The sequence below is a fragment of the Pseudanabaena sp. PCC 7367 genome, from assembly GCF_000317065.1.
Taxonomy (GTDB): Bacteria; Cyanobacteriota; Cyanobacteriia; order Pseudanabaenales; family Pseudanabaenaceae; genus Thalassoporum; species Thalassoporum mexicanum.
Genome location: NC_019701.1, coordinates 443,927 through 465,208, shown reverse-complemented (window position 1 = coordinate 465,208; position 21,282 = coordinate 443,927). Strand labels below are relative to the sequence as shown.

At 46.8% G+C, this 21,282-nt stretch carries 17 protein-coding genes; 11 read left to right on the top strand and 6 right to left on the bottom strand.

The features are described from left to right. Positions 1 to 19 precede the first annotated feature (19 nt). Positions 20 to 514, bottom strand: a complete 495-nt coding sequence (locus PSE7367_RS01785; protein WP_015163648.1) for an OsmC family protein — start codon at positions 512 to 514, stop codon at positions 20 to 22. Between the two features lie 66 nt (positions 515 to 580). Next, positions 581 to 874 carry a hypothetical protein gene (locus tag PSE7367_RS01780; protein WP_015163647.1) on the bottom strand — a complete coding sequence of 98 codons (294 nt, stop codon included), beginning with the start codon at positions 872 to 874 and terminating at the stop codon, positions 581 to 583. A gap of 139 nt (positions 875 to 1,013) precedes the next feature. Here PSE7367_RS01780 and PSE7367_RS01775 point away from each other — a divergent pair, with 139 nt between their 5' ends. The 4 genes from PSE7367_RS01775 to PSE7367_RS01760 all read left to right on the top strand — a co-directional run bounded on the left by PSE7367_RS01775 (position 1,014) and on the right by PSE7367_RS01760 (position 6,663). Continuing rightward, complete coding sequence (locus PSE7367_RS01775) at positions 1,014 to 1,679, top strand: glycosyltransferase (protein WP_071881363.1); 666 nt, start codon at positions 1,014 to 1,016, stop codon at positions 1,677 to 1,679. A 42-nt stretch (positions 1,680 to 1,721) separates the two neighbouring features. Continuing rightward, on the top strand, positions 1,722 to 2,462 hold the full coding sequence (locus PSE7367_RS01770; protein ID WP_015163645.1) for a TIGR04282 family arsenosugar biosynthesis glycosyltransferase: 741 nt from the start codon (positions 1,722 to 1,724) through the stop codon (positions 2,460 to 2,462). Positions 2,463 to 2,805: 343 nt separating this feature from the next. Then, complete coding sequence (gene mltA / locus PSE7367_RS01765; protein WP_015163644.1) at positions 2,806 to 4,134, top strand: murein transglycosylase A; 1,329 nt, start codon at positions 2,806 to 2,808, stop codon at positions 4,132 to 4,134. A gap of 375 nt (positions 4,135 to 4,509) precedes the next feature. Then, complete coding sequence (locus PSE7367_RS01760; protein WP_156800321.1) at positions 4,510 to 6,663, top strand: ShlB/FhaC/HecB family hemolysin secretion/activation protein; 2,154 nt, start codon at positions 4,510 to 4,512, stop codon at positions 6,661 to 6,663. Between the two features lie 158 nt (positions 6,664 to 6,821). Here PSE7367_RS01760 and PSE7367_RS01755 read toward each other — a convergent pair whose 3' ends face one another. Beyond that, a complete protein-coding gene (locus tag PSE7367_RS01755) occupies positions 6,822 to 7,772 on the bottom strand; it encodes an RluA family pseudouridine synthase (RefSeq protein ID WP_015163642.1) in 951 nt (316 codons plus the stop codon). Between the two features lie 518 nt (positions 7,773 to 8,290). Between PSE7367_RS01755 and PSE7367_RS01750 the strand changes: the two genes are divergently transcribed. From PSE7367_RS01750 to PSE7367_RS01730, 5 genes are all read left to right on the top strand, one after another. Continuing rightward, complete coding sequence (locus PSE7367_RS01750) at positions 8,291 to 8,692, top strand: DUF4359 domain-containing protein (protein ID WP_015163641.1); 402 nt, start codon at positions 8,291 to 8,293, stop codon at positions 8,690 to 8,692. Positions 8,693 to 8,901: 209 nt separating this feature from the next. Beyond that, entirely contained in the window at positions 8,902 to 9,144 is a 243-nt protein-coding gene (locus PSE7367_RS01745) for a hypothetical protein (RefSeq protein ID WP_015163640.1), read from the top strand. Between the two features lie 143 nt (positions 9,145 to 9,287). After that, a complete protein-coding gene (locus PSE7367_RS19960; RefSeq protein WP_015163639.1) occupies positions 9,288 to 9,764 on the top strand; it encodes a hypothetical protein in 477 nt (158 codons plus the stop codon). A 636-nt stretch (positions 9,765 to 10,400) separates the two neighbouring features. Further along, positions 10,401 to 13,862, top strand: coding sequence for a ribonucleoside-triphosphate reductase, adenosylcobalamin-dependent (gene nrdJ, locus PSE7367_RS01735; protein WP_015163638.1), 3,462 nt, complete (start codon positions 10,401 to 10,403; stop codon positions 13,860 to 13,862). Between the two features lie 279 nt (positions 13,863 to 14,141). Next, a complete protein-coding gene (locus PSE7367_RS01730) occupies positions 14,142 to 14,696 on the top strand; it encodes a DoxX family protein (protein WP_041698286.1) in 555 nt (184 codons plus the stop codon). A gap of 72 nt (positions 14,697 to 14,768) precedes the next feature. Here PSE7367_RS01730 and PSE7367_RS19955 read toward each other — a convergent pair whose 3' ends face one another. After that, on the bottom strand, positions 14,769 to 15,269 hold the full coding sequence (locus PSE7367_RS19955) for a tetratricopeptide repeat protein (RefSeq protein ID WP_015163636.1): 501 nt from the start codon (positions 15,267 to 15,269) through the stop codon (positions 14,769 to 14,771). A gap of 79 nt (positions 15,270 to 15,348) precedes the next feature. Then, on the bottom strand, positions 15,349 to 16,656 hold the full coding sequence (locus PSE7367_RS01720) for an alkaline phosphatase PhoX (RefSeq protein ID WP_015163635.1): 1,308 nt from the start codon (positions 16,654 to 16,656) through the stop codon (positions 15,349 to 15,351). Positions 16,657 to 17,309: 653 nt separating this feature from the next. On the opposite strand from PSE7367_RS01720, the gene PSE7367_RS01715 reads away from it, so the two are divergent. Together PSE7367_RS01715 and PSE7367_RS01710 are read left to right on the top strand one after the other, a co-directional pair. Next, positions 17,310 to 19,904: an NB-ARC domain-containing protein gene (locus PSE7367_RS01715; RefSeq protein ID WP_041698285.1), complete on the top strand. Its 2,595-nt coding sequence runs from the start codon at positions 17,310 to 17,312 to the stop codon at positions 19,902 to 19,904. A 271-nt stretch (positions 19,905 to 20,175) separates the two neighbouring features. After that, entirely contained in the window at positions 20,176 to 20,997 is an 822-nt protein-coding gene (locus PSE7367_RS01710) for a class I SAM-dependent methyltransferase (RefSeq protein WP_015163633.1), read from the top strand. Positions 20,998 to 21,033: 36 nt separating this feature from the next. On the opposite strand, the gene PSE7367_RS21715 is transcribed toward PSE7367_RS01710, so the two are convergent. Beyond that, positions 21,034 to 21,207, bottom strand: coding sequence for a hypothetical protein (locus PSE7367_RS21715; protein WP_015163632.1), 174 nt, complete (start codon positions 21,205 to 21,207; stop codon positions 21,034 to 21,036). Positions 21,208 to 21,282: the final 75 nt, after the last annotated feature.

Here is a 21,282-nt window from a genome sequence, read left to right as displayed (position 1 = left end):
TATTGAAAACTGGTTTTACTTAGGTTGGCTCAATTGATTGGGCAGTAATGGTGGGCTGATGAGTAACTGCAAAATTCACTGAGTTAGCAATAAAACACTTGGCATGAGCGTGGTCATGCAGCTCGATCGCCCTAGCAATATTTTCAGGCTTAGCGATTTTCACCTGGGGTTGCAAGCTCACCTGCTGAAAATGGCCACTGCCATCTTTTTCTTCAATCATTAAACCAGTGGTGCGATCGTGATAATCGACCACGACAATCCCAGCATCGGCGCACAAATGCAAATACCAGAGCATATGACAGGCTGAGAGCGAGGCAACTAACATCTCTTCGGGGCTATATAGCTCTCGATCGCCTCGGAAACTAGGATCGGCAGAGCCAGAAATCACTGGTTTACCAATTACTTTAATTTCATGCTCACGGCTATAGGCTTTGTAGTTGGCTGTGCCCTGTCCCAAATTGCCAATCCAATCTACCTCCACTGCATAGTTATGTTCGTTATGCTTAGCTGTCATGGATACTTATATGGTGAGTAGTTACAATCGATGATCGATTTGTGTGTACTGATTAATACTGATTAATTAAAACAAGCTAGAAGGCGGCAGGCCACCATCTTCGGCGATCGGCTCCCGACCAGAATACTCAGTTTTAGGGCGCTCATTACTCCAAGCCCACCAGACACAACCACATTCACAGTGGTAGAACTCTTGCCATTTCTTGCGGTGGTTTTCGGTATAAACTGGCGATCGGCGATTGATCCACACTGCATCGGCCAGATCGGGGCCATTATTACAGGTGGGACAACGAAAACTATTAGAGTGGGTGGCAGACTCGGCCCATTGAGGTGAATTTGGATCGAAGGCTTCCATAAACATTTGATTTTCCTACCGCTTTATTTGATTTTAGCTTTTCTGATGGGGTTCGGATGGTGAAGCTTTAATAAGTAAGTTTTACGACAAAATGCGATCGATCGAATCGTTTGTATTTGTTCTACGTTTAAATGTTGCTCTCCTTATGCTTACAGACCTAAGCGATCGCGTCAGTTTTGAAAACATTAGCATTGTGATCCCAAAAGCTAATAATGAGCAGGCTTTAGAAACACTGCTGACGGATATTGACAAATTATCTTTGAATGCAGAAATAATTATCTCTGCCGAAGGGAGTCGCGCCAAAAGCCTAAACCTTGGCGCAGCAAAGGCCAGCAATGATTATATCTGGTTTCTCCATGCCGACAGCCGCATTGATCAAAATACTACGATCGCCCTGGCCAATTCAATTCAACAAGCTCCTGATGCATTGCATTATTTTAATCTGGCTTTTTGGGGCGATGGCCCAGAGTTAACTAAATTAAATGCCTGGGGAGCCAATTGGCGATCGCACTGGCTCGGTGTGCCCTTCGGCGATCAGGGCTTTTGCATTAGCAAGGCCTTATTTACCAAAATTGGCGGCTATCCTGAAGACGTTGCCTATGGCGAGGATCATTTATTTGGGTGGCGATCGCGACAGTTGGGCATCCAGCTCAAATGTACCAATGCGCTGCTTTATACCAGTGCCAGGAAATACCGCGATCGGGGCTGGCTGCAGATTACGCTTAAATATCAATACCTGTGGCTGAGGCAGGCCATGCCAGAATGGCTAAAGTTAATCGCAATCCAACTCAAACTGCACAAGCTAGAATAAAATCGCTTAATTTCTTGCTCAGGCTCTAGACCAAAGATACATATGCAAATTGCTCAGTTAGATTACGGAGATACAGACAATCCTACTGCCCTAGCGATCTTTGTCAAAACCCCTGGCCTATCCCCAGTCAAAACCCGATTAGCAGCTACTTTGGGGCAAGAGAAAGCAGAGGAATTATTTTTATTGTGCATCAGGGCGATCGCTGCCGTAGCCAAGCAAGCACAGCTACAAACCCAAAATCAACCCAGCGAAATAATTCCCTACTGGGCGATCGCCGAAGCCGAAGCCTTGGATCATCCGCTGTGGCAGAATTTCTCACGCCTACATACTGGCGCGGGGAACCTGGGTCAACGTTTGGATCGGGTTTATCGGGCTTTGCGAGCAAACCATCAGCGCGTAATTTTAATTGGTGCAGATTCACCTCAACTCACGGCTCAGTTACTAGTTAGTGCTGCTACTGGGATCAATGCTAAAAAAAGTGTGATTTGCCCCACCCATGATGGTGGCTATGCCCTGTTTGGTAGTCAGAGTAATATTCCCACATCGGCCTGGGTAAATACGCCCTATAGCTCTGCCAAAACCACAAATGTATTTTTGCGGCAACTACTACCAATGATCGTAATTAAACTGCCCCCGATTGGTGACATTGACCACGAAGCCGATGTCTTGACCATTTGCCAGGAAATGCGCAAAATAGACCTTTTGCCAGAGCAGGTAGAGTTGGTGGATTGGTGTCAGCGGCAGCTAAATTTAAATCTTGATCTAGATTCGGTACATGAGTGAGGCGATCGCTAAATGCAGTGCTAAGTATCACGATCAAATATAACCATCAAATATAACCATGAACAAAACTAATGCTGCTAACGTCAGGAACTTTCAACGCTAAAGAAAGATAACTAAGAAAGGACAAGATACCTTGAGCGATCGAGTTGGACTATGTACATTATCTTGTTGCTCCCAAGCCAAGGCGCTTTGACTCAGCAACATTGATCGAGATAACCACTATAACCATCCCGATTGGCATATATTTACGGCGATTATTTACAGCGATCGGAGTCATCTTCTTTAGTTTAGCTCTGTTAATATGCGCTCAATATTTGGTCAAGCGGTCAACTAGTAAGCAACGATGAATAATCAAGACATGAGGAATAGTAGGAATATTAGGATCAGGGATTTGCAGAATTTAAACGCAAAACAGCAGGGCGATCGGCGATCGCAATTTGCCTATGGATTTAAAAGATTAACAGGCTCTAATTGGCTCTCAGTGGCGATCACCTGCCTGGTTTCACTAGGAGCCTTAAGCATTAATCTCCCAGCCAAAGCCACCTCCGATGTTTTTGATCCTAATCAGGTACAGCCCCAAGGCGAGATCATTGAATCAGACCACGGAGTCGCTAAAGTAAAACTGGCCAATCCCAGTCAGCTTGCGCCCCTGATTGTGGATGATCTGGTGATGCAAGATCGCCAACAGTTAATTCAATCGATCGACCATAGTCTGCGCTATATCCGCACCAACAGCGCTGCCCAAAAATATCCGGTGGCTGGGATCAGCCGCAATCAAGTAGAACGAAGTTTGCTGCGGCTCAAGCAACTAGTCCAAACTGTTCCCACCGCCGAAGCTTTGAGTGTGGCGATCGCCAGGGAATATGATTTTTATAAGTCTGTGGGTCTGGATCAACGCGGCACAGTGCATTTTACTGGCTATTACGAAGCGGTATATCCGGCCAGTCGGGTACGCACAAATGTGTTTAAATATCCCATTTATTCATTGCCACCAGGTTTTAGAAGCTGGCGCAGTCCTCACCCCACCAGGGCTCAACTGGAAAATGGCGATCTGCTCAAGGGGCAGGAATTGGCCTGGCTCAGCGATCGGTTCCAGGCTTTTTTGATCCATGTGCAAGGCTCAGCTCGATTGCAATTGCCCGATGGCAGCGTGATGAGTGTGGGCTATGCTGGCAAAACCAACCACAAATACACCTCGGTGGGGGCGGAACTGGTTAAGGATGGCAAGATGAAGCTAGAGGATGTGACCCTTCAGGCTTTGATTAATTATTTTGCGGCTCATCCCCAAGAACTCAAATCCTATTTGCAACGGAACCAGAGTTTTGTATTTTTCCGCGCCACCAACGGTAGCCCTGCCACTGGCAGCCTGGGTGTGCCAGTCACGGCGGAGCGATCGATCGCTACCGATAAATCAATCATGCCACCGGGGGCGATCGCCTTACTGCGGACTAATTTACCGATGCAAGTACCTGGGGTGGATAGCACGGTGGCCTTTGAGGATCAATTTGAATTTAAACCAGTGTCGCGGCTAGTGCTTGATCAGGACACAGGTAGTGCGATCAAGGGTGCGGGTCGGGTTGATATTTTCATGGGTACGGGATCGTTAGCTAAGGATCGAGCAGGTCTGGTGAATACTGACGGTGAGTTGTATTACTTGATCTTGAAGGATTAAGCCTTTGGTCAAATCCCGCTAGAAGAACAGCTAAAACCTGGCAAATCTGCTGTTTACGTCTGTACCCAGTTTGGGCTAAGTTTTAATTTTAATTAGTTTAATATTTAAGCTATTGCTAATTCTGGTTAATGAACTAAGCAAAAATGGTGGCGATCTTGAAGTTCTTAGCAGCTTTGCGGCGATTGCAGGCACTTAAAATTGCCTAAAAAATCATTTAAAGAACAATAGTTTGATGCAAAAATTGAGTTAGGGTATGATATCTGCCTGGTGGCTAGCAGATTTGAAGCAATAATTCTGGGGCAACCTGGATTTCGATTGCTTATTTTGGTGAGAAGTTTCCCAACTTTGCTTAATTCTTGATGTGAGGGCGTTGGTGTGAATAAGGATCGAAAATCTCGGTCAGCGATCGCAATGGTGCTGACAGGTAAGTCTATTTGGCTAGCTGCTTTAATTGCCTCCCCTTTGAGTTTGGTAATCACCAGCCCCACCAGCGCCGAACCGATCGATCCAGCATCATTAGCACCCTCAGAATTAGCCTCGACCACCTGCGAGCTAGACAGCTACCCTTTTTGTAATCAAGAAAGTAACTACTTAATTACCAGCGAGACTGGTAAGTTGGATCAGCAAATTTCACCAGTTCCAGAAAAAACTGCTGACGTGCCAATCACCTCGATCGCCCCTATCTCTGAACTATCTGAACTATCTGAGCTATCTGGGCCAAGCGATCTTAATAGCTTCACCTCACCAAACAGCTTTGATGCTACTAATAATACAAATCAGCCAAACACTTCATCTCATCTTGCGGCGATATCTTCAAGTAGATCTATTGATCAAGCACCTCAAATAGATCAACCAGTCTCTACCTTAACGATCGAGATTGATCCAGCGCTGCAAGTTGCCCCCATAGCTACTAATAGTGAAACATCTGCCTCGCATAAGTTAGAACTAGCGATCGCACCTAACACATCACAGACAGGATCACCAAATCAGAATCAAATTGCTGATTCATTGCTGGTACAGGCCGATGATGCGCCGCTGATTCCGGTGAGGGAAATTGTGGTGGAAGGTAATACAGTGATCCCACCGGAAGAGATCGATGCCCTCACTGAACCACTGGTGGGGCAATCGGTGAGTTTGGCCGAGCTGCAAGCGGTTGCCGATCAGATCACTCAGCTCTATTTAAATAATAACTACATCACCTCTCGCGCCTTTATCCCCAACGAACAAGACATTAATGATGGCAGCATCTTAATTCAAGTTATTGAGGGCAAGCTGGAAAACATTGAAGTGAGCCGCATTGATGGTGCCGATGGACGGTTGAGAGAAAGCTATGTGCGATCGCGGGTGGGTCTGGGGGTAACCGAACCACTTAATTTTGCTCGCCTGGAACAGGAATTACAACTGCTCAAAGCCGATCCATTGATCCAGGATATTCGTGCCAACCTCAAGGCTGGTAGTCAGCCAGGGCAAAGTATTCTAGAAGTGCGCTATAGCGAAGCCAAAGCCTACAATATCGGTGTTTCGTTTGATAACTATGGTAACGCTGCCACTGGTATCTATCAGGGGGCTATTTCCTTCCAACATCGCAATCTTTCCACGATCGGCGATCAATTTTTTGCCAGCTATCAACGTTCTGGTGATGCCAACTCCTATCGCGCCAGCTATCAAATTCCGGTCAGCCCTTCTGGCGGAACCGTAGCTTTTAGTTTTTCTACGGGCGTAAACCCAGTCACCGAAACCCCGATCGCGCCGCTGAATATTCAAACCGATTCTACGGTCTATGAGCTGACCTATCGCCAACCTTTTGTACGCACCCCGCGTGAAGAGTTTGCCCTGCGCTTGGGTCTGGCCTTCGAGCGGAGTAACTCATTTTTGGATGGGCGATCGTTTAATTTCCAAAGTCTAGAATTTGATGATGGTAAATCACAATCTACGGTGCTGAGGCTTGGCCAGGACTATATTCGCCGCGATCCGCGTGGAGCATGGGCGTTGCGCTCCACCTTTAATTTTGGCGTAGATGTGTTTGGTGCAACCAGCCGTGATAATTCTCCCGACGGCCAATTCTTTAGCTGGAATGGTCAAGTGCTGCGGGTGCAGCGCCTGGGACTCGATCGTGATACTCTGGCTATTTTCCGGGTTGGTGCGCAATTGTCCGGTGATTCGTTGCTGCCGATCAATCGCTATAGCATCGGTGGGCCATTTTCAGTGAGAGGCTATCGCCAGAACCAACTCAGTGGTGATAGCGGCGTGCAAGGTTCGGTGGAATTTCAATTCCCGATCGCCAAAAATGAAGAGGGCGTGAGTGTATTGAAGTTATTGCCATTTGTGGAAGCAGGCACAATCTGGAATTCAAGCTTTAGCAATCCCGATCGCCAAACCCTGGTAGGGATCGGATCAGGTTTAATGTGGCAACCCAGCGATATATTTACCTTCCGGGTGGACTATGGCATCCCGCTGATTGAGATTAATAATGCCACCAATAACTTACAGGATGATGGCTTGTATTTCTCGGTGCGGGCTAATTTCTAGGCTTTAATCAAGCTAATTCAACAGGATCAATAACAAGAATCAGTGCAATGAAAAAACATCGATCGCTAAATGTTCAGGTTTTCAGGTCAGCTCTAGCAACCACAGGTTCAGGCTTAGACTAGATCCATCAAACTCAGGTTAGATTACTTAAGTATTACTTAAGTGCGATGCCGTAATTGTTTGAGTATTTTTTCAAAATAATCAGGCAGAGGTGCAGTAACTTTAATCTCAACCTGGCTAACCGGATGAATAAAAGAGAGTTGCCAGGCATGGAGCGCTTGATGCTTCAGGTGTTTGAGGGTTTTGCCATATACCGGATCACCAGCGATCCCATGACCCATATAGGCACTATGTACCCGAATCTGATGGGTGCGGCCAGTTTCGAGATCAAACTGCAATAGTGAGAAATGACCCAATCGCTCTAGCAAGCGCCAATGAGTGATTGCCGATCGCCCCGTTTCCACTACTGCCATTTTTTTGCGATCGCGCTGGTGTCTGGCAATTGGCGCATTAATGATGCCACTACTAGCATTTGGCACACCAAACACTAACCCCAAATAGCACCGCCGCGCAGTCTTGGCCTGAATTTGGGCTTGTAAGCTGTGATGGGCAAAATCATTTTTCGCCACCACGATCGCGCCACTGGTGTCCTTATCCAACCGATGCACGATGCCTGGTCGCTGCACGCCATTAATGCCAGATAGATGTTGACAGTGCGCCAACAAAGCATTTACCAGAGTCCCCTCAGAATGCCCCGGCGCAGGATGCACCACCATGCCAACCGGTTTGTTGATCGCCAGTAAATGCTCGTCTTCATAAAGAATATCCAGATCGATCGCTTGAGGTTCAATGGTCAAGCGCTCAAGTTCAGGGATTTCGATCGTGAGGTAATCGCCATCCTTAACGATCGCCTTTTTGCTGGTGCAAGTCTGCTGGTTTTGCTGCACCATCCCCTGTTCAATTAATTTTTGAATCCGCGATCGGGAAAACTCAGTCAAACAGGTTGCCAAATAACTGTCTAATCGGACTAATCGGCTCGGAGCAGCAGCGGGCAAGTTCAGATCAACCTCGATCGATATTTTATTTTCAGCCGACTTATTTAAATCCATTATTATTTGCACTTATTCATGTAGCTCGGATATGATATAAAAATGTGTGTTAAAGTAATTAATAATGATTGTTTCACCGCGATCGTCTTTATGCTGCCTAAGCCAGTGTAGCAATGGCGAGGGTTTTTAATATTAGCTCTAATATTAGCTAGGAAAATCAGTCATAGTCCTGCATAGTCATGTTGATTATTGTTGATTAGTTTAAAAATAGTTGCAGAGCGGTTTAGTTACAACGCTTCTATTCAATCTTGACCATTACCAGTGCTACCGAATCCAGTGCTACCGATTAAGTTACAAACCTTGGGAATACCTAAATTGGGAATACCTAAATTGGGAATACAATCTAATTTAGATTAGGAGGGATTGCAATCTAGACAGGGGAAAGCAACTATCTTAATTTGCTTGGCCAACCAGTAGGCACTCTATTTCTAGTTTCTGTTAGTTTCTACATGTAATTGATTTGCTACATATATTCTGGTAAGTCAATAAAATGAATTTAGCGAATACATCAAGAGGCTATGACTAGACCCAAGCAGAATAAGGCAAAGCGTGCCGATCGTCTCTATCCTAAGGTAGCTGCTGGCATGTTTGGTTTGCTACTTCTGGCGATGGCGTTTACCAATCCATCAAAAGAAAAATATATCAACTTCGCTGCCCAGGAGTTCTCAGCACAAGTCAAGGAAGGAGTATGTCAATCGCAGAGTGAACAAAATCCCGACAATCCCCTGGATGCAGCAAACAGTCTGGTATCAAGAATTTGTATGGTGGGGGTGAATCTGCAGCGAGATCTAATCAAAGACGTGATCGAGAAAAATACTGCGCCGCAGAACTTTTTGATTTTTACTATATATCGCACTGAAACTGGGATTCAGGAGTTTACTACCCTGGCCATTTTTGGTAATTTCTTTGTCTTAAATTGATGTTATTGCTGTCATAGATGTTTATATGAACAGCCCAAATAGTTTTGATTAACCAACCATAGAACAAGGGAATAACAATATAGAAGTAAAGATTTCCAGCTAACGTATTCAACTGCACTTAATCCAACCCAATAGTAATTACCTTTGACATTCATCCAAAAATTAAATAGATTATTGCCAATTATTATCTCACGAAGGCGAGTGAATATATGCCAGAGCAGCCGATCGAATCAAACTCTGTCAATAGCCCAGCCAATAGCCCAGACATTGATGCCGCGACAAACGCTGCAACTAACTGGTATATCCATAGGCAACCTTCAGGTGTTTGTTTGATTACGAACCATCAGGAAGCCCAGGGCTCATTAGAAACCTGGGGGCCGTTTGCCAATCAAAACGAAGCGATCGCCAAACGGGTGGGATTGATTCGCGCTGGGAAATGTATCCCTGCCTGAGTTCTATAGGAACCAAGGAATGCCAGCAAAATGCCGCTTATGTCGGGTAATGCCGCCTCATTTTTTTAGAAAAATACTTTGCGTTTCTGTGAAAAGATGCTACTTTGCTAGCAGTGGATGTTGTAGTGAGTGTGAGCTAAGTAATGAACCCTGTCAGAGCTACAGATGCTTTTGCCCCTAGACCTAGGCAGTCAAGCCGACGCAAGTCTGCAAACCGCCGTAAGGTTAGTAGGTTGCCGGCACAATTAGCTAATCAGTCATTACCAGCCTGGCTGAAGCTGTTGCTTACGGTGCAAAGAATTTCGATCGTTTCGACTGTGTTAATGACCACAGCGGTATTCGGCACCTATAGCTACACTGTATATGCCCAAAAGCTTTGGAATGAGCAATTTCATAAGCTCGAAGATCTCAAGCGTGATGAACGCCAGTTGACCGCTGCCGAAGCATTGGTCAATGACAATATTGTGAGCAATGTGGAAAATTCACCGGGACAGCTTACCCGTGAAAAGCCAACCCAAACCCTCTTCATCAGGGGGGAAAGCCCTAGACCAGGTCTTGGGGTGAATGATGCTGAGCTAGAACAGGTAGAGCCTGAGACTGCTCAACCCCTCGGATATTAGATATTAAATATTAAATTATTAGATTAGATACTCGATCGCAATTCAATTAATATTTGCCCTACATTCAGGTGCTTGGGTTAAGTGATTGCTTAACTCTGGTCTTTTTAGTTTTTTAGTTTATTGACTTTAAATTCTCATTCAATACATTAGATTTGTCTGTCTAATGCCCTTTTGGCTGTTATGCGATCGGCATTCGGCATGGAAGTTATTTGCACAAAGCTGAAACCTCTGCCCATGAAGAACATGAAGAATTAGTGAATCGGTCGTTAGCTTGGGTTAGGTTTACACCTAGATTACACCTAGATTACACCTAGAACTGTCAACAATGGTGGAGATCGCTACAAGCCCTGCTTTTGTGTAGTTAGAGCCTGAAAACACAACGCATACCACCATATATAGTGTTTTAATCTTTGACCTTTCTGGATAAATAGCGTATATTCAAAATCTAATACTTTGTGTTTAATCTCTACGATCAGTTTTTTAAATCTCTATACATTAACTTCTTGGTTTGACTAGCTGTTTAATAAGCGATTGCTGGAACTACCAATCAAGTTGATCTAGGTTTAGCCAAAGCTATTAGCTAAGTGCTCGGAGATTTATCGCCCGCGACAAATACTACAGCCCAGAGGAAATTATATGGTTCAGGAAATCGATCGCACCAAAGCCAATGCTCAGGCCAATCTGAGTAAGTCTGATAATACTAAGGCCAATACATCTAATGCCTTCCCGGAAGATGCCCCGGTAGCTAATCCAGTGTTTTTTAGAACCTATAGCCGTAAGATTGGCGATCGGCGCGAAAGTTGGCAGCAAGTTTGCGATCGCACCATTAGCAGCCTCAAACAATTGGGTAATCTCAATGATGAGGAAGTAGCGCTCATTTCCAGGATGCAGCGGCAATTAAAGGCCTTGTCCTCTGGGCGTTGGCTGTGGGTCGGTGGTACTGATTGGATCGCCCAACCCAGTAATTTTTCCGGCGGCTATAACTGTACCAGCACCAATGTAGTTGATTGGCGTGCCTTTGGCCTGATGATGGATCTGGCGATGATGGGCTGCGGTACAGGCGCAGTGCTGGAAGAAAAATATATTAGTCAGTTGCCAGTAATTTGCAATCGCCTCAATGTTTCCCTGGCCGGTGAAGTGGGTTCTACGCCTGCCCAGGCTCGCCGCGAAACCACCGAAGTAGAAGTGAATGGCGATCGGGTCACGATCTATGTGGGCGACAGTCGGCATGGTTGGGTTAAGTCCTATCAAACCATACTAGAACTTTCCAGTGACGATCGCTTTTCTGGCGAAGTGCAAGTTACGGTGGATTTGAGTGATGTGCGTGCTTCCGGTGAACAGCTTAAGGGATTTGGTGGCGTAGCTAATCCGGTCAAGCTGCCCAGTCTCTATAACCGGTGTGCCAGGGTTTTGAACAAGGCGATCGGTCGCAAGCTCACCTCGGTAGAATGTTGCATTTTGATCGATGAAGCGGCGGTTTGCATTGTGGCTGGAAATATTCGCCGGAGTGCCGGAATGCGCCAGGGAGCCAGCGATGATGAATTGTTTGCTGGAGCTAAGTTGAACCTTTGGCAGCAGGATGAATCGGGCAACTGGCGGATCGATCCGGAGCGGGATGCCCTGCGCATGGCCAACCACACCCGCGTTTACCACCACAAACCAACCGAGCAGGAATGTGTTGATGCGGTGCGTCAGCAGTATTATTCCGGTGAAGGGGCAATCCAATGGGCAGGTGAAGCGATCGCCAGGTCAAATGTAGATATCTTAGCCACGCCTGAACTAAGAAAAGAATTCATGCAGGTCTATAGTCAGGGCTTAGAGAATGCTAAAGCATGGTTGCGATCGCATTATCCCGATATGCCTGAAACTGAGCTAGAGCATAGACTAGAGCGTTATGGCTTAAATCCTTGTGTTACTGCCGAAACCTGGGTGCATACTGGCAATGGTGCAAGGCAAGTCAAGGATTTAGTTGGTGTGCAACACAGCACCTATGTCAATGGTGAGCTATTCAGCACTACTCCAGAAGGCTTCTTTTTTACTGGCGTTAAACCTGTGGTGAAACTAACCACCAAGGAAGGCTATACCCTGCGCCTGACCGGCAATCATCAACTCCTCAAAGTCACAGCCCAAACCCAGAAGCAACAATATAGCCAATGGGTTGAGGCAGGGGCATTAAACCAGGGCGATCGGATTTTGATTCATAACCATCGTGACTTGCAACCCTGGCATGGCATGGGCACATTTGCCGAAGGTTGGTTGTTGGGTAATTTGATCGGCGATGGTTGTTTCTCTAGCCATGCGGCCAGCTATTCCCATCAAGCGAAGTTGCGCTACTGGGGCGACACTCAAGCGGAGATGAATGAATATGCCCTTGACTTGGTTAAGAGTAATGTAGCAACTGCGCCTAACTTGGCCGGAATTTATCACCAGCAAAATAAATACGATGAAATTGGTTCAGCCGGATTAGCCAAGCTGGCCAACCAGTATGGCATTACCCAAAGCCATAAAACGCTCACACCTGGGGTTGAGCAATCCAGCTATGAATTCTATCAAGGGTTCCTGCGCGGCTTGTTTGATGCGGATGGCAGTGTTCAGGGTAGTCAAGCAAAGGGCGTAAGTATTCGTTTGGCTCAAAGTAATCTGCCACTCCTAGAAGCAGTACAGAGAATGTTGCTGAGAGTGGGCATTGCTAGCACCATTTACCAGAATCGCCGCCCCGCTGGTTTTAGGCAGTTGCCAGACTCCAACCGTAAGCTAGCAGAATATTTCTGTCAGGCACAGCATGAGCTAGTAATTGCTAACGATAATATTCCTGTGTTCCAGGATGTGATCGGTTTCCAGGATGCGACCAAGGCAGAACGCCTCCAGCAGGTGCTATCTGGCTATAAGCGCAATTTTAATCGGGAACGCTTCGCAGTGACGATCGCCTCGATCGAGGCCGATGGTGAAGCAGCGGTTTTTGATTGCACTGTGCCAGGTCCGGCTCGGTTTGATGCCAACGGGATCACGGCTCACAACTGCGGTGAAATCATCGGTAGTAATTTCCATTGCAACCTCAGTGAAATTCATCTTAATCAGCTCGATCCCAACAACGAACAAGATCAAGCAGATGCCTTCGCCGCCGGAGCCCTATCCGTGGCTACCTTGCTGAATCACCAATTCACAGAAGATCGCTACCAGGAATCGCGCCAACTCGATCCGATCGTGGGGGTTTCCTTTACTGGTCTATTTGACTTTTTTGTTAATGCCTTTGGCGTGGAGTGGCTGCAATGGTGGGCAGAGGGCAGACCCGCCACGATGCCAGGGATTGAATTTAAGGAAAAGGAAAGCGCTTACCTGCGCAAATGGAGCGACACCGTGCATCGGGTGGTGTGGGACTATTGCGATCGCCACGGGATCAAGCGTCCCAATCGCTGTACTACCGTACAACCCAGCGGTACTAAGTCTTTGCTGACTGGTGCGTCCCCTGGTTGGCATCCCCCCAAAGCACAGCGATTCATTCGCCGGGTCACCTTCCGCAAGAATGATCCAGTGGCTATGGCTTGCATTGACTATGGCTATAATGTGGTGCCTTCCCAATCGGACAAGGATGAGAATGGCAATCTGCTCAATGATCCCTTTGATCCTAGATGTACGGAATGGCTGGTGGAAATTCCGGTGCGGGTGCCCTGGGCGGACTTGCCAGGAGCCGACACGATCGACATTTCCAAATTCTCTGCCCTGGCGCAAATGGACTTCTGGATGAATGTGCAGCAGTCTTACACCCGCCATAACACCTCCAGCACGATCGAATTGCGCGAACCAGAAATCGAAGCGGTGGGCAAGCGGATCTATGAGGCGATCGAGCGGGATCAGGGCTATATTTCCACCGCCTTGCTGGCCAGATTTGACGATCTGCAAACCTTCCCGCGTTTGCCATTCGAGCCGATCGATCGGGAAAAATATGAACAAGAGCTAGCCGCAGTGTTGAAGCGTCGTGGTACGGATGATTTCCATACGGCATTGAGTTTGTATGATTCTGGGTTCCTGGTGGAAGCGGGGCCTGCGGGTTGTGATTCGGATAAGTGCATGTTGCCGGAGGAACAGCCCAAGGCTTAGTTTATTTGGTTAGAGTTGCTGGGGCGATCGCTTAATTTTCAACTCCGCCAACTCAACCTGACCACAAACCATAAAATTCCTCGTTTGCTACTGTCCTGCTCATTGGTGAGTGGGGCAGTTTTTTAGATCGAGATTTTAATTATTTGACGATCTCTATCCACAGGATGGTAAATCTGACAAGCGGAGCAATAAGTTTTATTAATGAATGTGATAGCATATATGCATAAGTTAACAATTCTTAATCATTATCCTTCTGGCAATCATATGCAAACAATAAATATGCAATCGAGCCAACCACTGCGGTTGCTCAAAACAATCATCTCCCCCGAACTCAAAGACAATCCGGCGTTACCGATCGCCCTGACGGTCTTGCGGGTCGCGGTAGGTATCTTCATGGTTCACAATGGCCTGGACAAGCTTGCCGACATCGAAGGATTCGCAGCGGCCTATGTGGAAGTAATCGGCTTGCCGTTCCCGATCTTCTTTAGCTATGTGGCGGCGTTCACGGAACTGTTGGGAGCGCCATTGCTAGCCCTGGGCTTGTTCACTCGTCCGGCGGCGTTGGGCTTGATGGGAACAATGCTGGTGGCGATGTATCATCACATTCTGGTGGCTGGCCTCAGCCTTCCCTACCTGGAGTTATCGGGCGTTTATGCTTCGGTCTTTGCTTTCTTTTTGGTCAATGGCGCGGGTAAGTTTTCGGTGGATCGATTTCTCAATGCCTGGTTAGGCAAGCTGATCGCCAACAGAACGCTGCGTCGGTTGGAATCGCTGGAGACTTCCTATCAGGCTTCTGATGCTGAAGTTACTGAAGTGGAAAGTACGAGCAAGTAGTTAATTCAATTCCCTAAGTAAAATCCTTGATGTTGCCCTGCCTGATTTTTAAAAAGTCGGGTGGGGTTTTGTTCAGGTGGGATCGTCATCACCCAGGAACCGCTCAATCAGTTCCGCCACTTCGGGATTGTCTGCCATGTGCCTACGAAACTCCAGTTCTTTTTTGGTATCTTCTAACCATTCTCTCGTGATCTTAGTATAGGTATGATCGGAGCCTAATACCTGCTCACAGATCGCTAGTGACTTTTGGAAAATGGGCTCAGCCTCAGCAAATTTTGCCTGATTATAGTAAAGCGCTCCCAAATTATTCAGGCTATCTGCTACATGGGTATGCTCGTCGCCGTATAGTTCCTGTCGTATGGTCAAGACCTGCTGCAAGAGCGGCTCCGCTAACTCATAATGACCTTGCGCAGAGTAGAGGGTAGCTTGATTATTCATACGATTTGCCACATCGGCCTGATCGGTATTTATATCATTATTTACATCATTCCCCACATTTGCCTGATTGAGATCGAAATTAGCTTGCGCATCTTGCTCTGGTTGCGGACTCTGGTCGTCAGGGCGATCGCTCATTACTGGGCACCACAAATACAGCGGATTTATTGATATCACTAATAAATATATCATTCACAAAAATATAGCGATCGAGCGACTAAACCCAATCCCCCCAGATCGCCAGCGTCACCGTCGGGTTATAGATATTCAAAAACATCGTCTGGCCATCCGCCGAAAAACACGCCCCCGCAAACTCGCTGCGATTTAGCGCATTGTGGGCAAAGTGATACATCTCACCTTTGCTAGTAATTCCCACCACGTGCTGTTGTTGATTGATACCATCCTCGCAAACATACATGTCACCCCAGGGCGAAATACAAATATTGTCGGGGAAATGGAGGCTTTCAGGATTGTCTGATTCAACAAATAAGGCGATCGTGCCCCCTGTTTCATTGGTCGGATCAGGCTCATACCGCCACACCTGGCCACTTTGGATCATGCCACCATTGGTGCAGGTAAAATAGAGCGCCCCATCGCTATAGCAAATCCCCTCCCCGCGCATGAACTGGGCAGCGCCCTTACTAAATCCTTCCAATCGCACCGTATCCCCTTCTGGATCGACCTCCTCGATCGTGACCCATTCCATCGTCATCGGTTGATCGATCGGAAAATGCCTGGCTGTGATCGCCTGGGGTTGGTCTTTAATTTTCAGTGCTTCCAACCTACCGCCTGCGATTAGATTCTCTGGTTGATTGGGAATAAAGCGATAGAACAGACCATCGATCCGATCTTCGGTTTGATAAACAATATTGGTACGTGGATCAACAGCGATCGCCTCATGATTAAACCGACCCATGGCGATCAATGGTTGCGGTGCGATCGGCGCAGTGGCATCAGCAGGCACTTCGAAGTTATAACCATGTCGTTTAGAAACAGGCGCATAATTAACTGTCTCATTGCCAGCCGGGGTGGCGGTATCTTCCTCGCAACTAATCCAACTGCCCCAGGGAGTCTTGCCACCAGCGCAATTCCGCACCGTTCCCGCCAGCGACACAAACTGCTTAACTACCTGCCGATCGCTATTCACGATCAATGTAGTTGTTCCCCCCTGGGCGATCGGATCGTAGAGTTTTTCGGTTGGCGCAGCTACTTTGGTGTAGTGGCGGCCAGTGAGTTCGTGGTTGCGAATTAAAATCGTACTACCAGGGACTCCGGCTAGGGCACCATCAAAGGCAGCCATACCATCGGCAGCATTAGGCACGATCGCCCCATCATCCATCCGATCGCCCAGCTTGGAGATCACCCGATACTTAAATCCAGGCGGCAGATCGAGGATGCCATTGGGATCGGTGACCAGATCGCCATAACCAATCTGCTTTCTAGCATTGGCATATAGCTTGGGAAGCACCACACCAAGGGAGCTGACTCCGGCGAGGGCAAGGAAATGGCGGCGAGAGATGGACATGTCTTTTTTGACTATTGACTAACTATTGGCTAATTTTTGGGACTACTTGCTTTGATTACTTTGATTATAGACAAGTGGCAAACCTGACAAACCCGACAATTGGTTTAATTACGATCGCATTACATCGCATTACTTAGCTGCTGATGGAGTTAATCAATAGCCGCATATAGCTATCAAATCCGCCAAAATCAGGCTTTGTTGTAGTGCAGCGATCGCCTCAATCCTGATTCCTAGTGATCATTTAGACGGCAATATATTCAGTATTTATTTGCAAATATATCATGAATTGACTTGAGATGTCAGATCTTGCCACTACATCACCTGATCCTGATGTCATAGATCAACCTGATTTGCCCGATTAGATCACCAAGAAATGGCAGGTTTAACTAACAGTATTTAGCATATAAATAACTATTTAAATTGTTCCTAATATTTTTGTTTTTCATGTCTTTGCCGACAGGATTAAGGGCTTTTTATGGTCTGCAAATTAAGACAAAAAAACTATTCTAATCCTAATGGCTTAGTCAAAGCTAGTGGTTTAGGGTGCTTAAGCATGATTAATACTGTTTTTGCATTTGCGATCTTAAGGAACATATAGGGGGCAAGACTAGCATTTTCATTATGTTCCTATGATCAAGACAAATAATAATTTAATGAATATTGAAGACGCATTAATGATCGTTGATTCGATCTTGCCCGGTAGGAGTTTAAATAATATTCAAGAGCTATTATTTCGGCAAACCTGGGAGGGTAAAACCTATCTGGCGATCGCTGAGAATTCTGGCTATGATGCCTCCTATGTTAGAGACGTGGGCTATAAGTTATGGCAGACTCTATCACGGGCATTTGGTGAGCGGGTAACCAAGAAAAATTTACAGGTGGTGTTGCGTCGATATGCATCTAAGCTGGTGACCAGTTCGCCTTCTCCGCACGGGTATGAACCCAATAGTATTTATGAAACTAGTCAATATGGTGCTGGCTTTAGCCCTAGTATAGGTAATCTGCCTAATACTTTTAATCCCAGTAATCCCCAAACTCCATCCTTATTAGTAGGTGATAATTGGCAGGGCTGGGCTGAGTCTAATCAGGGCAGCAGCAATATTAACCCGATCGGCCAGCAGGTAGTAAATCAACCGCAACGATTAAGGGTCTCTGGCAAAATCGATCATTCTGAGCCAGGAAATTTAAATAACATCGGTCAAGTGTATTCCACTATGGCTGAGGAGCAGATCAATGCCTATATATCTACAACCCATAGCCAAGGCAACTTAGAGGATCGCAGCTTGCGCCAGGATTGGGGCAGTGCGATCGACACCAGTGATTTTATTGGCCGGGAGCCAGAATTACAGCAGCTAGAACAATGGCTAATTCAGGATCAGGCTCGATTGATTGGCACTCTGGGTTTTGGTGGCGTGGGCAAAACAGCATTAGCTGCAAAAATTGCCGATCGCTGTCAGGATGAATTTGACTATTTAATCTGGCGATCGCTGCGACATGCCCCAGCCCTGGTGGATATGTTAAAGGACTTAGTTGGTTTCTTCAGTCCCCAATCACGATTGGATCAGTCAATCCCGGCCGATCGATTGCTCCTGTTGCTATTTGATTGCCTGCGGCAGCATCGTTGTCTGCTCATATTCGATCAGCTAGAAACAATCCTGCGCCCAGCCGATCGGCATGGGTTTTACCTGCCAGGCTATGAGGGCTATGGCGATTTGTTTCAGCAGGTGGGTGAAATCAATCACCAGAGCTGCTTACTGTTTACCAGTCGAGAAAAACCCCATCAACTCATGCCCACCATGATGCCAACTGGGAATGGTGAGCAATCTAGCCAGACGATCGCTCTGATGTCGTTGGGTGGCCTGGAGTTGGCAACGGCTCAGCAATTGCCCATTTTAGCCAGACTCAAACAGCTCAATCCAACTAATAATCCAGGGTTGATCGCCAATTTAGCTAGCCAATATCAAACCAATCCCAAAATGCTCAAGGCAGTGGGTAGGGCGATCCAGGAATTATTTGATGGCGCGATCGAGCAGTTTTTGGCACAGGATGCGATCGTGTTTGGCGAAGTGCGTCACTTGCTGATGCAACAGTACGATCGACTTTCCGGGCTGGAGCAACGGGTCATGTATTGGCTGGCAATCTTGCCATCACCAGTTACGGTTGAGCAATTGGGGCAGGTGATGCGACCAGTTACTAGCCATGCAGAGTTACTTGAGGCAATTACGGCCTTGCGGTGGCGATCGCTAATTGCCAAGCAGAAGCATGGTTTTAGCCTACCCAGGATCATAGATAAATATGTGACCAACCTGGTGATTGAAGCAGCGTATGCAGCGATCACTCAGCAGCGCGATGAATTCTTGGTTGAGTTTGCGCTTTACTATCCCACCTCATTGACCCCAGCGATCGAGATAGATGAGATCGAGTTACCACAGTCACCTCAGCTGCCGCTAGCCATAATTGAGCCATTATTAACCAAGCTAACTGCCCAATTTGGCTCGACCAGGAGCCTGGGGAATAAGTTAAGCGAAATTCTGTGCCGATTTAGCCAATCTCAGCAAAATCCTGGCTATGCCCAAGAAAATATACTTACCCTCTTGCGACAATTACAACTCGATCGCCCCGGTAGTGATTTTGCCCACCTGCCGATCTGGCAAGCTTATCTGCAAGAGATTCTGCCGCAGCGATCGCCTTTGGGCATGGCTCAAACTGGTATTTTAGCTAGTGGTTTAGATGATTTAGCTGATTCTAGTTATTCAGGCCGATCGATCGCACTGGGTAATAATTTGCAGGACTTGGCCAAGCTGGTTGAAAACCCTGGCTCCCAGCTAAATTGTGGCAACCATTCAGAATATACAACCGAGCTGATGGCGATCGAGTTCAGTCCTGATGGCAAGGTCTTTGCCTGTAGTAATAATGATGGCAGTATCAAGCTACGCCACAGCAGTAATGGCGATTGTTTAGCTACCCTGGTAGGTCATACTCAACCTGCTTTTGCAACTACCTTTAGTCCCGATGGCCAAATTCTGGCTAGTGGCAGCTATGATCAAACAATTCGGCTCTGGGATATTCAAACTGGCGAATGCTTGAAAATGTTGAAAATAGCTGGTGGCACAACAACCGCCCAGCCCGATCCAATTGCCAACCCAAATACTGAACCAGATATCGATCGAGAGAATCGCCCAGAGCTAAGCGATCGCCCTGAGTTAGATCCCCAATCTGCCCCATCAGCTCAACCAACCCCTGGCTAACCGCAGCTAAGTAATAAGTAACTAGCATATAGACAAGGTCAGGCTATTTACTAACTTTGTTTTAAACTCACGCGGAGGATGGTGCCAGATTGATCTAGCCTTGATCTAGTCCACAATCTTTGCACCTCAATACATCTTATTTTGCTAAAGCAGCAGCTTGGATCTGGGCAGGAAAATCACACCAAACTGAGCCTGATCCAGATTGTTAATATTGTTAATTAGGAGCAGAACAGGTATAAGGTTTAGTAAGGCAAATAGCAATGAGATCAGCATGTATAGCCAGATATTTTCCACCGAAGAAGATCCACGCACCCAAGAACTACGATCGCGCCTGGATAGTTTCTATGCTGAAACCAGCGATTATACTGCTTTCCATGAATCCAACTGGCAGCCAGTCTATTGGCAACCGATCGCGGAGAGGGCGGTTAATTTGCTCCAGAGTAAAGGTGATTGTCGGATCTTGGAGTTTGGCGCAGGGCGTACTGGGTTTGGGAAATATCTGCAAGAGTATTTGCAAAAGGCGGATATTGCGGCAGATCTGAGCGATCGGCTGACTTTTGACACCCAGGATGTCACGCCCCAGAACCAGGATTATTTAGCCACCCAAGCCAGCCAGGTTTACATTGGCGATCTGCTGGAGGTGACCCAAAAATATGACCTGATTTTCTCTACCTTTGTGTGGGAGCACCTCACCACCCCCAAAGCCATTCTGGATCATTTAATTAGTCTGCTGAATCCCCAGGGCAGCATTTTTTTGATTTCTCCTCGCTATGATTTGCCCTTTTACCTCAGTCCATCCTGTCGCCACCTCAGCAAGGGCGATCGGCTCAAGCTTTCTTTGTGGCTAAGTCTGAAGCGATTGTTAACCCTACTTGGCCAAAAACCCAGCTTTTTAATCCACCTTGATCCGGTGTTGTTCCATCAGAAATGGTTCAGGGATGCCGATGCGATCCACTGGGTTTCGCTGTGGGACTTGCTTAGTTACTTGCCATCAAATATGCAGATAACTAAGCATAAGATTGAGGCAGGGGGACTGAAAGGCAAAATCTGGGCTGATTACTGCGTTATGTTTGTGCAGATTCAGCAAAAATAGCTAATCGGTTAATTATTAATTTACTAGCTATCATGGCTAACTAGCTGGTACATAGCGATAACCTGGCGCAGGAAAACTAGGGAACTTTTGACCATAGAGTCGCTGGAATGGTTGCCCCATTGGTTGCCCCAAGGGACTGACTAGGGCATATGTGCCTGCTTGTCGGCAGATTTCGCCCGGTTTATATGAAGTGCGCTGTAGTCTAATCATGGCGATCGCCCCTAATAAAATACTCTATTCCCTTTTTGTGATTATATTTACTATTGCTAACTAATGTCTATCGGC

Coding starts and splice junctions, on each gene's coding strand:
- mltA (WP_015163644.1), top strand. CDS start 2,806: ATGAATAATCAAGACATGAGGAATAGTAGGAATATTAGGATCAGGGAT.
- PSE7367_RS01750 (WP_015163641.1), top strand. CDS start 8,291: ATGACTAGACCCAAGCAGAATAAGGCAAAGCGTGCCGATCGTCTCTAT.
- PSE7367_RS01710 (WP_015163633.1), top strand. CDS start 20,176: ATGTATAGCCAGATATTTTCCACCGAAGAAGATCCACGCACCCAAGAA.
- PSE7367_RS01730 (WP_041698286.1), top strand. CDS start 14,142: ATGCAATCGAGCCAACCACTGCGGTTGCTCAAAACAATCATCTCCCCC.
- PSE7367_RS19960 (WP_015163639.1), top strand. CDS start 9,288: ATGAACCCTGTCAGAGCTACAGATGCTTTTGCCCCTAGACCTAGGCAG.
- PSE7367_RS01775 (WP_071881363.1), top strand. CDS start 1,014: ATGCTTACAGACCTAAGCGATCGCGTCAGTTTTGAAAACATTAGCATT.
- PSE7367_RS01755 (WP_015163642.1), bottom strand. CDS start 7,772: ATGGATTTAAATAAGTCGGCTGAAAATAAAATATCGATCGAGGTTGAT.
- PSE7367_RS01785 (WP_015163648.1), bottom strand. CDS start 514: ATGACAGCTAAGCATAACGAACATAACTATGCAGTGGAGGTAGATTGG.
- PSE7367_RS01715 (WP_041698285.1), top strand. CDS start 17,310: ATGAATATTGAAGACGCATTAATGATCGTTGATTCGATCTTGCCCGGT.
- PSE7367_RS01720 (WP_015163635.1), bottom strand. CDS start 16,656: ATGTCCATCTCTCGCCGCCATTTCCTTGCCCTCGCCGGAGTCAGCTCC.
- PSE7367_RS19955 (WP_015163636.1), bottom strand. CDS start 15,269: ATGAGCGATCGCCCTGACGACCAGAGTCCGCAACCAGAGCAAGATGCG.
- PSE7367_RS01770 (WP_015163645.1), top strand. CDS start 1,722: ATGCAAATTGCTCAGTTAGATTACGGAGATACAGACAATCCTACTGCC.
- PSE7367_RS01780 (WP_015163647.1), bottom strand. CDS start 874: ATGTTTATGGAAGCCTTCGATCCAAATTCACCTCAATGGGCCGAGTCT.
- PSE7367_RS21715 (WP_015163632.1), bottom strand. CDS start 21,207: ATGATTAGACTACAGCGCACTTCATATAAACCGGGCGAAATCTGCCGA.
- nrdJ (WP_015163638.1), top strand. CDS start 10,401: ATGGTTCAGGAAATCGATCGCACCAAAGCCAATGCTCAGGCCAATCTG.
- PSE7367_RS01745 (WP_015163640.1), top strand. CDS start 8,902: ATGCCAGAGCAGCCGATCGAATCAAACTCTGTCAATAGCCCAGCCAAT.